The 11,157-nt window shown below is 70.7% G+C and carries 14 protein-coding genes; 4 read left to right on the forward strand and 10 right to left on the reverse strand.

Features of this window, described 5'->3' with window-relative positions; genetic code table 11:
* Together FCN18_RS38405 and typA are read right to left on the reverse strand one after the other, a co-directional pair.
* A partial coding sequence (locus FCN18_RS38405) for an ABC transporter substrate-binding protein (RefSeq protein WP_228714357.1) occupies positions 1 to 998 on the reverse strand: 998 nt, incomplete at its 3' end.
* 198 nt (positions 999 to 1,196) lie between these two features.
* Positions 1,197 to 3,137: a translational GTPase TypA gene (typA, locus tag FCN18_RS38410; RefSeq protein WP_137097518.1), complete on the reverse strand. Its 1,941-nt coding sequence runs from the start codon at positions 3,135 to 3,137 to the stop codon at positions 1,197 to 1,199.
* Between the two features lie 146 nt (positions 3,138 to 3,283).
* On the opposite strand from typA, the gene FCN18_RS40635 reads away from it, so the two are divergent.
* Both FCN18_RS40635 and FCN18_RS38415 read left to right on the forward strand, forming a co-directional pair.
* Entirely contained in the window at positions 3,284 to 3,406 is a 123-nt protein-coding gene (locus FCN18_RS40635; protein ID WP_267285385.1) for a hypothetical protein, read from the forward strand.
* Positions 3,407 to 3,408: 2 nt separating this feature from the next.
* Complete coding sequence (locus tag FCN18_RS38415) at positions 3,409 to 4,560, forward strand: hypothetical protein (protein WP_137097519.1); 1,152 nt, start codon at positions 3,409 to 3,411, stop codon at positions 4,558 to 4,560.
* Here the strand turns inward: FCN18_RS38415 and FCN18_RS38420 are convergent.
* Together FCN18_RS38420 and FCN18_RS38425 are read right to left on the reverse strand one after the other, a co-directional pair.
* Positions 4,557 to 5,783: a helix-turn-helix domain-containing protein gene (locus FCN18_RS38420; protein WP_137097520.1), complete on the reverse strand. Its 1,227-nt coding sequence runs from the start codon at positions 5,781 to 5,783 to the stop codon at positions 4,557 to 4,559. The two genes, FCN18_RS38415 and FCN18_RS38420, sit on opposite strands and share 4 nt — an antisense overlap.
* A gap of 34 nt (positions 5,784 to 5,817) precedes the next feature.
* Positions 5,818 to 6,306, reverse strand: a complete 489-nt coding sequence (locus FCN18_RS38425; protein WP_137097521.1) for an NUDIX domain-containing protein — start codon at positions 6,304 to 6,306, stop codon at positions 5,818 to 5,820.
* A 133-nt stretch (positions 6,307 to 6,439) separates the two neighbouring features.
* Here FCN18_RS38425 and FCN18_RS38430 point away from each other — a divergent pair, with 133 nt between their 5' ends.
* On the forward strand, positions 6,440 to 6,766 hold the full coding sequence (locus FCN18_RS38430; RefSeq protein WP_228714358.1) for a hypothetical protein: 327 nt from the start codon (positions 6,440 to 6,442) through the stop codon (positions 6,764 to 6,766).
* Positions 6,763 to 6,957: a hypothetical protein gene (locus FCN18_RS38435; RefSeq protein WP_137097522.1), complete on the forward strand. Its 195-nt coding sequence runs from the start codon at positions 6,763 to 6,765 to the stop codon at positions 6,955 to 6,957. Before FCN18_RS38430 ends, FCN18_RS38435 begins: the two co-directional genes overlap by 4 nt.
* 564 nt (positions 6,958 to 7,521) lie before the next feature.
* Here the strand turns inward: FCN18_RS38435 and FCN18_RS38440 are convergent.
* The 6 genes from FCN18_RS38440 to FCN18_RS39410 form a co-directional block, all read right to left on the reverse strand.
* A complete protein-coding gene (locus tag FCN18_RS38440) occupies positions 7,522 to 8,253 on the reverse strand; it encodes a DUF6338 family protein (RefSeq protein ID WP_110344013.1) in 732 nt (243 codons plus the stop codon).
* Positions 8,254 to 8,286: 33 nt separating this feature from the next.
* Positions 8,287 to 9,279 (reverse strand): glycoside hydrolase domain-containing protein, encoded by a 993-nt coding sequence (locus FCN18_RS38445; protein WP_137097523.1) that lies wholly within the window; start codon positions 9,277 to 9,279, stop codon positions 8,287 to 8,289.
* Position 9,280: 1 nt separating this feature from the next.
* Positions 9,281 to 9,556 carry a hypothetical protein gene (locus FCN18_RS38450; RefSeq protein ID WP_137097524.1) on the reverse strand — a complete coding sequence of 92 codons (276 nt, stop codon included), beginning with the start codon at positions 9,554 to 9,556 and terminating at the stop codon, positions 9,281 to 9,283.
* Between the two features lie 14 nt (positions 9,557 to 9,570).
* Complete coding sequence (locus FCN18_RS38455) at positions 9,571 to 10,176, reverse strand: hypothetical protein (RefSeq protein WP_137097525.1); 606 nt, start codon at positions 10,174 to 10,176, stop codon at positions 9,571 to 9,573.
* A gap of 12 nt (positions 10,177 to 10,188) precedes the next feature.
* Positions 10,189 to 10,794 carry a hypothetical protein gene (locus FCN18_RS38460; RefSeq protein WP_137097526.1) on the reverse strand — a complete coding sequence of 202 codons (606 nt, stop codon included), beginning with the start codon at positions 10,792 to 10,794 and terminating at the stop codon, positions 10,189 to 10,191.
* An 8-nt stretch (positions 10,795 to 10,802) separates the two neighbouring features.
* Positions 10,803 to 11,157, reverse strand: a 355-nt coding sequence (locus FCN18_RS39410) for a hypothetical protein (protein WP_158303281.1), incomplete at its 5' end; no start/stop codon positions are given.

Raw genomic sequence — 11,157 nt, forward strand, 5'->3', positions numbered from 1 at the left:
CGCAACTGCTCGGAGGGACCGCCGCGCGTGCCCTCGGCGATCAGCTTCTCGCGGTCGAGCAGCGCGGCGATGCCCGCGCGCACCTGGTCGTCGGCCAGCACGCCAACGGGCCGCAGCAGCGTCGAGGCGAGGTACGGCCTGGCGACGGTGTGCAGCTCGACGTCCTTGCCCAGCTCGGAGAACAGGTCCAGCCCCGTCGCGTCGGTGCCTGCGAGCGCGAACTGGTCGTTGCCGCTGCGCAGCGCCGCGACCATGCCGGAGTGGTCGGAGCTGCGCAGCACGATCCGGTCGACCGCGGCGGGCTTCTCCCAGTACCGCTCGTTGCGTTCCAGCACGATCTCGCCGCGCTCCTTGTCGAGCGTCTTGATCGAGAACGGCCCGCCGTAGGCGGGGAAGCTGTCCGCGAGCGCGCCCCGCCAGCCGCCGGGGGCGTCCTTGAGCAGGTGCGAGGGCAGCAGGTTGTCGAACAGGGTCTGCCAGCCCGGGTACGGCTCGCTGAACGTCACGTCGAGCCGCTTGCCGCCCGCGCCAGGCTGGATGCCGGTGATCAGCCGGTAACCGGCCGCGTCGGCGACTCCCGGCTGGTTCTTCATCGCGTCGGCGAGGTAGGCGAAGTCCTCCACGGCGATGGGCGCGCCGTCGGACCAGGACGCCTCGGGCCGGATCTGGTAGGAGACCGTGAACGGCTCCTGCGAGGTCACCTCGGCCGAGGTCATCAGGCTCTCGTCGAGCTCGAGCGCGCCGTCCTCGGCGGGCCGGAACACCGACGGCAGCAGCATCTGCGACAGCGCCGAGGTGACCGTGGAGAGGTCGGCCAGGTTGTGCGGGTTGTACCCGCCCGTGATGTCGTCGAGGCTCACCACGATCTGCGAGGGCGTCTCGGCCGGCGGCGTGGACGTCGCCGCGACGGGCGAGCTGACCACGGGTGGCGGCGGGGTGTTGGTGCACGCCGCGAGCACAGCGGTCACCAGCGCGAACACGAGCGCCAGCAACCGCACTCTCGCTCTCCCGCCAGTCGCGCGCACGCCGCAGCCCCTCCTGCTCGTCGAACCTGTCGTGATCGGCACCCTCAGCACTGCCGGAACCAGAAGACTGCCAGACCGGACGTCAAGCCGAGGTACTGGACCAGATACCGCCACCTGGGTGACGCATGATCCAACCACGCGGTTCCCGGCACGCCGGGATCGGGCCGCGCGTCAGGCGTTCTTGTCGCGGCTCTTCGCGCGCGAACGTTCCTTGGCCCGCTGCGACACGTCCAGGGTGACCTTGCGCACCCGCACCACGTTCGGAGCCACCTCGACACACTCGTCGACGGAACAGAACTCCAGCGCCTCCTCCAGGCCCAGCTTGCGCGGGCGGGCGAGGCGCTCCAGCTCGTCACCGGTCGACGACCGCATGTTGGTGAGCTTCTTCTCCTTGGTGATGTTGATGTCGAGGTCCTCGGCGCGCGGGTTCTCGCCCACGACCATGCCCTCGTACGCCTCGGCGCCCGGCTCCACGAAGAACGTGCCGCGGTCGGCCAGCTGCAGCATCGCGTAGCTGGTGATCGGACCCGACCGGTCGGCGACCAGCGAGCCGCTGTGGCGCGTGCGGATCTCGCCCGCCCACGGGAAGTAGCCCTCGAACACGTGGTTGGCGATGCCGGTGCCGCGCGTCTCGGTGAGGAAGTCGGTGCGGAAGCCGATGAGGCCACGCGCGGGCAGCACGTACTCGAGCTTGATGCGGCCGGTGCCGTGGCCGTCCAGCTGCTCCATGCGGCCCTTGCGGGACGCGAGCAGCTGCGTGATGGCGCCCATGTGCTCCTCGGGCGCGTCGACGTAGAGCCGCTCGAACGGCTCGTGCAGCTTCCCGTCGATGATGCGCGTGACCACCTGCGGCTTGCCGACGGTCAGCTCGAAGCCCTCGCGGCGCATCTGCTCGACGAGGATCGCGAGCGCGAGCTCGCCGCGGCCCTGGACCTCCCACGCGTCGGGACGCTCGGTGGCCAGCACGCGGATGCTCACGTTGCCGACCAGCTCGGCGTCGAGCCGCGCCTTGACCATGCGGGCGGTGAGCTTGTCGCCACCACCGCGGCCGGCCAGTGGCGAGGTGTTGACGCCGATCGTCATCGAGATCGCCGGCTCGTCGACCGTGATCCTCGGAAGCGGCTCGGGGTCGTCGACGTCGGCGAGGGTGTCGCCGATGGTGATGTCCGGGATGCCCGCGATGGCCACCAGGTCACCCGCGCTGGCCTCCTGCGCGGGCACGCGCGTGAGGGCCTCGGTGACCAGCAGCTCGGAGATGCGCACGGACTGGGCGGAGCCGTCCTCACGCAGCCACGCGACGGTCTGGCCCTTGCGCAGCTTGCCCGCGTGGATGCGGACCAGGGCGATGCGGCCGAGGAAGCTCGACGCGTCGAGGTTGGTGACCAGCGCGCGCAGCGGGGCCTCGGGGTCGGCGGTGGGCGGCGGGATGTGGTTGAGCAGCACCTCGAACAGCGGGTCGAGGTTCTCGCTGTCGGGCACGGCACCGTCGGCGGGCTGCTCCAGGCTGGCCCTGCCGTCGCGCGCGGCGGCGTAGACCACCGGAAGGTCGAGCACCGCGTCGAGATCGGCGTCCTCGATGTCCGAGGCCAGGTCCAGCAGCAGGTCGTGGGTCTCCTCGACGACCTCGGCGATGCGCGCGTCGGCGCGGTCGACCTTGTTCACCACGAGGATCACGGGCAGGCCGGCCTGCAGCGTCTTGCGCAGCACGAACCGGGTCTGCGGCAGCGGGCCCTCGCTGGCGTCCACCAGCAGCACGACACCGTCCACCATCGAGAGGCCGCGCTCGACCTCGCCGCCGAAGTCGGCGTGGCCGGGGGTGTCGATGACGTTGATGGTCACCGCGCCGTCGGGCGTCTGCCTGCGGATGGCGGTGTTCTTCGCCAGGATCGTGATGCCCTTTTCCCGCTCCAGCTCACCGGAGTCCATGACGCGGTCGACGGGCTCGGCGCGTTCGGTGAACGCGCCGGACTGCCGGAGCATGGCGTCGACCAGGGTCGTCTTGCCGTGGTCGACATGTGCCACGATGGCAATGTTGCGCAGATCCGGCCTTGACCTGCGCCCCGAGCCCAACTCGTGGGGCAAACGTGGGGCAGGGCGCGCTTCTACGGTCATGTCTCCAGGCTACGGAGTCGCCTGCGCCGCTCTGCCACCGGCAGGCGCCGAGAGTGACGCATCACATTCCCACAGCTGCACGTGCATGCGCAGCGAGTTGGATCCGTCGTGCCCTCGACCGCCTGACCGTTGTCGCCATCTACCTCGTGCCGTGGCTGTTCGGGCGAGCGCTCGACGAACCGACCGAGGAGCAGGCCCGGAAGATCGCGGAGCGGCAGCAGCGCCGTGAGCAGGCCGAGCAGGACCGCTACTACGAGGGCGGTTTCTGACGATGGTGACCGCAACCGTGATCGCGCAGCCTGCCCGTGTCGTCGACCGCACGCCACCGTGGGTCCGCGGCGTCGGGCTCTACCTACTCGTGCGGGCCGTGGGCGTGGCTGTGCTCGCGGTGATGTCCGCGGCGGCCGGTAACGACCTGCTCGACCGGCTCACCGCCTGGGACGGGCAGTGGTACCTCGCTTTGGCCGAGCACGGCTACCGCGGGCATGGCGCCACCACCGTCGACGCCGACGGTGCCCCGTACGCCGCGGCGCCGTACGCGTTCTTCCCGCTGTACCCGGCGGCGATGTCGATCGTGGCCGCGCTTGGCATCCCGCTACCCGTCGCCGGCCTCGTCGTCTCGACGCTCGCCGGGGCCGCCGCGGTGCCCGCGCTGCTGCGCCTGGCCCAGCACGTCGACCCACGTCCGCGCGTCGGGCAGCTGCTTGTCGTGCTCTGGGCCGGGGCGCCGATGGCCGGCGTGCTGTCGATGGTCTACACCGAGGCCGCGGCCACCGCGCTCGCCGCGTGGGCCCTCGTCGGCGTGCTCGATCGCAGGTGGGTGCTCGCCGGGATGTGCACGCTGCTGGCCGGGCTCACCCGCTCCTCCGCGGTGGTGCTGATCGCCGTCGTCGTGGTGGCCGGCCTGCTGGCGATGTGGCGGGACCGGGCCGGGTGGCGCCCGGTGGCCGCGGTGGCGCTCGCGCCGCTCGGCCTGCTCGGCTTCTGGGCGTGGGTCGTGGCGAGCACGGGATACACCTGGCAGGAGATCGAGGCGCGCGGCTGGCGGGTGGCGTGGGACTACGGCGCGGAGGCGCTGGACTGGATCACCCGCACGCTGTTCACCGAGCGGCACGTGATGGAGACAGCCGGGGTGGCGGTGGTGCTCGGCGCGGTCCTGCTCGCCGTGCTGCTCGTGCGCCGGGTGCCGTGGCCGCTGGCCGCGTACGGCGTCGGCATCGTGGTGCTCACGCTCGGCTCGTCGGGCATCCCGTTCGCCAAGCCGCGGTTCATGCTCGTCGGCGTGATCGTCCTGCTCATCCCGGTCGCGACCGGGCTCGCCAGCCGACGCACGAGCACCATGCTCGGCGCGACGGCGATGTGGGTCCTCGGCGGCGCGTGGTTCAGCGCCTACGCCCTCACCGTCTGGGGCCACGCAATCTAGCGGGGGTGCGAGGACACCACGCCGTAGTGGGCAGCCAGCGCGGCGAAGTCAGCGCCGCGCCGGCGAGGGGCGCGGTCGAGTAGACGGCGCATGGTGGCCTCGCCGAGCGGCTGGTACCGGACCCAGTCCGGTGCCAGGTCGCGAGCCTCGGCGAGGTAGGCCAGCGCGTCGCGGTCGCGGCGTAGCTCGACCGAGGCGGCCGCGAGCCGTAGTCGGTGGCCGGCCTCCCAGAACGCTGGCACGTCCCCGCGGGCAGCTGGCATCTCGGCGGCCAGGCGTAGGGCCTCTTCGGCGTCGCCGGCGCGCGCGGCGTGGTCGATGCGCTGCAGCGCGGCCACGCGGGGTCCGAAGATCGCGGCCTCGCTAGCGCTGTCCCGGCGGGCTCGAACCGCGGCGGCCTGGGCCTCGGCGAGCAGGTCGTCGGCGCGTCCGGTGCTACCCGCCGACAGTGCCGCGGTGGCGGCGTTGAACAGCAGGTTGCCGAACACGCCGGCCCGTTCCGGGTCGCGGTCGAGCATGCCCGGTTGGATGTGTTCGGCTGCGGTCACGGCGACGCGCTCGGCGTCGTCGAGCCTGCCCTGCCGAACCAGCGTCCACGCCAGGTACCGCAGCGAGATCGCGGTCTCGATGTCCGGTGCGTCGGACTCGCGGGCGGCGGTCAGGGCGCGCTCGGCGGAAGTCCAGGCGAGGTCGTCGAGCCCCAACCGGCCCGCGAGGCCAGCGCCGAGGCGGTAGGCGGTGGACAGCACGCGGTGCGCGCCGGCCTTCTCGTCGGCGGGTGCGGTCCGGGCGAGCCGTCGAGCGTCGGTCAGCACGGTCGGGAGGGCATCTAACAGCACCGCGTGCCTGCCGTCGACGTAGGCGCGCCAGGCGGCGTGTGCCGCCGCGACGAGCTGGTCGAGGCGGATGACCTCGTCGGGCTCGGCGAAGTCGCCGAGGCCAGGAATGTGCTCCCCCACAGTGACCGCCTGCCGTAGGCCGGCCACGTCGAGGCGGTCGGGCGACGGTGGAGCGACATGGCCGAGCAGGTTCTCGACCGAAACGCCGAGCGCGTCGGCGAGCCGCTGCAGGGTGGTCGGGCGACAGGTGGACCGCTTGCCCTGCTCGATGCGGGCGACAGTGTCCACGCCGACCGATGCAGCTGCCGCGAGCTGCTCCTGCGACAGGTCGCGGGCCTTCCGGAAGCGGGCGAGATTCTCCGAGATCGGGCTGCCAGCTGTCACGTCGCCTCCCAGCGGGATACGCAGGGTGACCAGCCTAACCCGTTACGCGCTTGCCGTCCTCGCACAGCGCGAGCTCACCGCGGTCGGCGGCTTCCACGGCGACGGCCAGGCGTGCGGCGAGCGCGGGCTTCACCTTCGCCGCGGCCTCGTCCAAGGTGTGCAGACCAGCGGACACGATCTCGGGGTCGGTCAGCGACAGGCTACGCACCTGCTGGTCGGTCACCAGACCGCCGTCGAAGACGAACGCGATACCTTCCGGCATCCGGCCATCGGCTGAGACGTGGTCGATCACGAGCAGCCGCCCCAGCGGCCGGTCGATACCGACTTCTTCCCGCACCTCGCGCACGGCCGTGGCCCACGGGGGTTCGTCGGCGTCGACCGCGCCGCCGGGGATGTCCCAGTGCGGCTTGTAGGAGGGCTCGACGAGCAGCACGCGTCCGGTGGTATCGCGGAACAGCACGCCGGCACTCATCCGTTTCCGGGCGAGAGAGGCCACGTACTCGTCGAACGGAAGCAGATCCACGCGCCCGAGGCTACCGTTCCGCACCCAGCCGCCCGGCTTCTATGCGCGGGAGGCCTAGAACCGCAGACTGCACCCACTGAATACCGTGGTAAGCGCACTGTTTCGCCCGGTGGCGCGTGCCGAAACTGCCCATGTGGGAAGCGGGGAATGGCAGACCGTGGGACGGCACACGGCGCAGGTCGACGCGGAGGCGGTGCAGGCGTACCCCCAGCTGCAGCGCCTGATCGACCTGCGGGAGGCGGGCTGGACGTTCGTGCACCGGTTCACGGACGCAGGCGAGTTGCGGCAGATCAACGGCATGTACGCGTGGCCGGACGGTCACGTAGACGGCGTCCGCATCCGTGCCACCACCGAGGCAGCCGCGGTTCGATGGAACGGCGCCGGTCGCGTGCTGTGGGAGAAGGACGGCGGCCTGGTCGAGGTCGTCGACGGGCTGCTCGCCCTGCCGGTGCCGTCATGAGCTGGGCGTTCGGACCGGACGGCACCGAGTACGCGCTGATCAGCCGTGATCAGTGGCTTGAGCTGTACGTCGCGGCGCAGGACGGCGACGAGGACACGGCGGTCGACACGCTAATGGCGATCAAGCCGCAGCACTGGCCGCCGCCGGAGGCGATGCTCGACGAACTACCGGAGCCCGATTCGGGAATGTGAGCTCGCCGTTCGAGGGAACGGCATCTCGGCTCGGGACACGCCCCCGAGTCCCGTGTCCCGAGCCCCACCCAGGAGCCCGGGGCTGCGCGGCTGAGTGTCGTCCCCATGCACAGCCGCGCAGCTCGGCCTTCGGTGCGACCCCGCGCAACCGGAGGAACGCACCAGCTCACGGTCAAGACCCCTCCGCCGCTGCCGCGCCTTGTTCCGAGCTTGCGCGACCGCCACCGTGACGGCTAGGGCCGTTCGGCCCCTACGGGTCAGTACGTCGGCGGTCCGCCTTTCGGGGGTTCAACCGAGCCGGACCCGCCGGGCGCGGTGGCCGATGGCGTCGCGCGTGACCGGCCGGTCCCGACGGCCGGTCCCTCGGCCCCCGGCGGCGCCCCTCAGCACGGCCGGGGCACCAACAAGTCTTTTCTGGCGAGCCGCTCGGGTAACTTGATGCGCGAAAGGCCCCGGCAGTCGCGGCAACGACTCCGGGGCGTGGCCGATCTGGATAGGAGATCGACATGGGTGAGCATACCCGCGGCGCGAGGTTCGATAGATCGGATTCGCAGTCCGAGAAGTTCAACCGGGGGCGCCAGCGGACGCCGGCGGAGCCGCAGAAGGTGGCACCTCCCCCGCCTCCTCCGCCGCCGTCGCCGCAGAACTCGGGCGGGTCGGAATAGGCCCGTCGCTGTATGCGACGAACATCAAGCGAATGTTGCGAGCGGCTACACAGACGGTGCTGACCGGGTGCACGTAGTAGGTGGAGGCCCCCGCCGGGCGATACCTGATCGGGCCGACCAGGATCAGATCTCGATCAGGCGAGTCTTCGGCCTGGGCGTTCCAGTCAGCGAGCGTCCCCTCGATATAGGAGCCGTCTTCGAGTTCGCACTGCACCGTCCGCGTTGTCTTCGGGTGCCAGTCGTTGAAGAGGGTCCACCAGGAGGATAGGAGCGACCGGTGCGCGGGCAGACGCCGCACGACCAGGGCAGCGCCACCTGCGAGGAGCCCGGCCGCCGCGAGCAGGCCGACCGCCCAGGCGAAGACCTCGACATAGTGCTCAGCGATGTAGTCGCCCGGTTGTCTGATGAGCTGGCTGACGTTCGGCGTCACAGCCGGCCACGCGTGATCGACGATGACGAACAGCCCTAACGTGACCAGTTCCGCAACGACGCTCGCGAGCCCGATCGACGCCACCTCACGGAGCGGCGACGGACGATAGTCCGGCCGCTCACGCTGAACCGTTGCGACGTACACCGTCCCGGGCAGCAGCAAGGCCACGAACAGCAGTAGCCCGGTCAGTGTTGATGGCATCGGCGCTCCTCCCCATCCTTTTGTGGCGTGAGCCTATTCGGCCGAAGCGGGTGTTGCGGCGAGCCGCTCGGCGAGCCCGTCGAGGACCTTCTCGCTGATCTCCGCGGCCTGCTCGGCGTTGTCCGCGCCGAGCGCGTCGCCGACGACCTCGGTCAGCACCGGCAGCACCTCGGCCACGAGCCCAGCCTGCAGTGCCTTGGCGATGTCGGCGGCGGTGACGTTGCCCTGCTTGGCGACGAGGGTGGTGAGCTGGTTGACCTGCTCGCGCAGCGGCACGAGGGTCTGGCGGATGATCCTGTCTTCCAGCGAGCCGAGGAAGGTCTCGGGCCAGGCGCCGGGCATGCCGGGGCGCCGGTTGTCGATGAGCTTCTCGCCGGGACGGCCGTACCAGACGGTGCGGTAGATGTTGTCCAGGTCGGCGTCGTTGAGGGGCATGTCGTTGTCTCCTAGTGGTTTGAGGACGAGGTTGCGGTCGGTGGTGACGGAGCGGGTGCCGACCCGGACGATCGGCTGGTGGTTGTTGTCCTGCCAGAAGTTGACGTGCTCGCGCACGTCGCGGCGGCGTCCGGCCTGCCAGAACGCGGAGGCATGGCCGATGGCGAGGTCCATCGCGTTGCCGAACCCGTAGGCGCCGACGCGTTCGAGCCCGAGCACGGAGGCGGCGCCGTCGAGGTAGTCCTGCCATGCGCGCGGGTTGGGCACGGTGGTGCGGTCGTTGGTGAAGAACACCAGCCCGTCGTAGCCGAGGTACTCGCACCCGGCGTGCGCGCGCTGGGCGTTGCGCACACCGCCGTCGAATCCGGAGTCGGCGTCGGTGGTGTCGCCCTGGTAGACGAGCAGCTGCTTGAGCCCGGCGCGGCGGTGCTCGTCGAACTCGGCCTTGGTGGTGTGCTTCTGCAGCCGGTTGGGTGGGTTCATCAGGTTCGGTGCGGTGACGTAGCGGATCACGCCGACGTAGCCGTGCTGCCTGAGCACCGCGGCCGGGACGGTGCCGTTGGAGTAGTCGGCCCACCACTGCTCGGCCATGTCAGTGCTCCTCGGTCTGGTTGGGCGCTTTGGGGATGGTCAGGCCGAGCGAGGGCGGCGGTTCCGGCGGCGTGATGCCGTGGGTGCGCATGACGAACAGCAGGGTGCCGATGTAGTCGCGCGCGGTGTCCTTCCAGGACGTGAGCGCGCCGACCTTCTCTTCGAGCGCCTGAATGCGTTGGTCCTGCGCCTTGATCCGCTGCCCCTGGCGGGCGTTCCACCCGCCGAGCAGTGCGACCAGGCCGCTGAAGATCGCGGTGATGGCTTCGGGGGACACGAGGGTTCTCCGTTCTAGTCGCCCGCCCACATCGCCCAGAAGCGCATGTGGCCGCTGAAGGTGTTGCCGAGCAAGGTCAGAGCGTTGCCCGCGTTGTGCCAGACCACGGCGCGTAGCTGGTCGCCTGCGGCAAGCACGGCGGGGGCTTCGCAGTCCACGGGGGTGCCGCCGCCGGTCTGGTTGAACGGGGTGTTGGAGTCGAACGCGATGCTCGCCGTGGCAGAGGGGACGATGGCGTTCTTCAGCACGTAGAGGTCGCGCTCGTCGCCGTCCGAGTCGTTGGAGAACGCGAGCTTGGCGCCGACCCGGTACGGGCCGCTCCGGCGGATGATGATGATGGCGCTGCCAGTCGACCACATCGGAAAGCCGTTCCAGGAGCCGTTGAGCTCGAAGCCGGTCCAGGTGGGCACGACGAAGTTCGTTTCGTTCGGGACGTTACCGATGGTGCCGGTGTGCACGAGCAGGCAGCTCGGCGCGGGCTGCTCGGGCTCCGGGATCTGCTCAGCGAGCGTGTCGAGCGCGGTTTCGGTGGCCTCGGCGAGTTCCTGTAGCTGCGCGGGCCCGTTCGGAGGGTCGGACAACGCCGGATAGGGCAGGGTCCAGATCGGGGTGTGGGGCAAGGCGTTCTCCGATCAGGGGGTGTATCCGGCGCCGAGGTACTCGGCGTAGACGACTGTCGGGTGCGCGGCCTGGTCGCCGCCGGCGGAGTCGCGGCCGACCTGCACGGTGAGACCGGCGGCGGCCTGCGTGGCGGTGACCCATCCGGTCCACACCGGGCCGAACGACACGACACCGGCGCCGCCGAAACCGCCACCGGACGGGACGGCCGAGGCGAGCGAGCCGCCGACGAACGGGCCACCGGGCCAGGCGATCTGGCATTTCTCCACCCCGGCGGAGGGTGCGTTCACTCCGCACACCACGGTGAGCGCCCACTTCCCGGCTCGGTTGAGCGTGATCGTCGTGCCACCGGTGAGGGTGGCGATGCCGGCGCTGCGGACCGCGGAGAGGTTGGTGATGTTGAGGTAGTTGCCGGCGGTGTCGCCGACCGTGCGGCTGCCGCTCCAGACGTGGGAACCGCCCGCGCCCCCGGCGACCTCGGCCAGCTCGTCGCGCAGCGCGCCGTCCACCGTGGACAGCGCAGCCTCGATGGCGTCGGCGAGCGCCTGCATCTGCTCGGGCCCGTTCGGCGGATCGGTGAGCGCCGGGTACGGCAGGCCGTAGAGGTCGGTGTTGGGCATCGGGTCTCCTAGAACGGGATCACAGTGATGGTGCGGCTGGCTACTTGGAGTACTGAGGGGTTTGGGTTGTCGTGGGCGTCGGCCTGATACCGGCAGCGGAACACGTTGGTTCCTTGCTGCAGACCGGAATCGGCGGTGAGCACAGTGGACGCTGACACTGCGGCCCACACGGAGAGCGGGTTCTGGTTGAGCAGGTCGGCGTTCTCGACCTGGCTTCCCACGGGGATGTTGGATGCGCCGGCGACCTCGACACCTTGCGTGACGGATCCGTTCGCCACGAACAGGCGGGCGGAGTGCATCACGAGCACCCGCCTGGTGGAGCCGACGTACAGGCTGACTTCGGGTCCGCCCGCGAGGTCGGTC

This window comes from Prauserella endophytica (assembly GCF_005146945.1).
GTDB lineage: Bacteria > Actinomycetota > Actinomycetes > Mycobacteriales > Pseudonocardiaceae > Prauserella_A > Prauserella_A endophytica.

Bases quoted from the DNA above. Each gene is read 5' to 3' on its own strand.
- FCN18_RS38460 (WP_137097526.1), bottom strand. From the start codon at position 10,794: ATGCCCAACACCGACCTCTACGGCCTGCCGTACCCGGCGCTCACCGAT.
- typA (WP_137097518.1), bottom strand. From the start codon at position 3,137: ATGACCGTAGAAGCGCGCCCTGCCCCACGTTTGCCCCACGAGTTGGGC.
- FCN18_RS38440 (WP_110344013.1), bottom strand. From the start codon at position 8,253: ATGCCATCAACACTGACCGGGCTACTGCTGTTCGTGGCCTTGCTGCTG.
- FCN18_RS38445 (WP_137097523.1), bottom strand. From the start codon at position 9,279: ATGGCCGAGCAGTGGTGGGCCGACTACTCCAACGGCACCGTCCCGGCC.
- FCN18_RS38415 (WP_137097519.1), top strand. From the start codon at position 3,409: ATGGTGACCGCAACCGTGATCGCGCAGCCTGCCCGTGTCGTCGACCGC.
- FCN18_RS38435 (WP_137097522.1), top strand. From the start codon at position 6,763: ATGAGCTGGGCGTTCGGACCGGACGGCACCGAGTACGCGCTGATCAGC.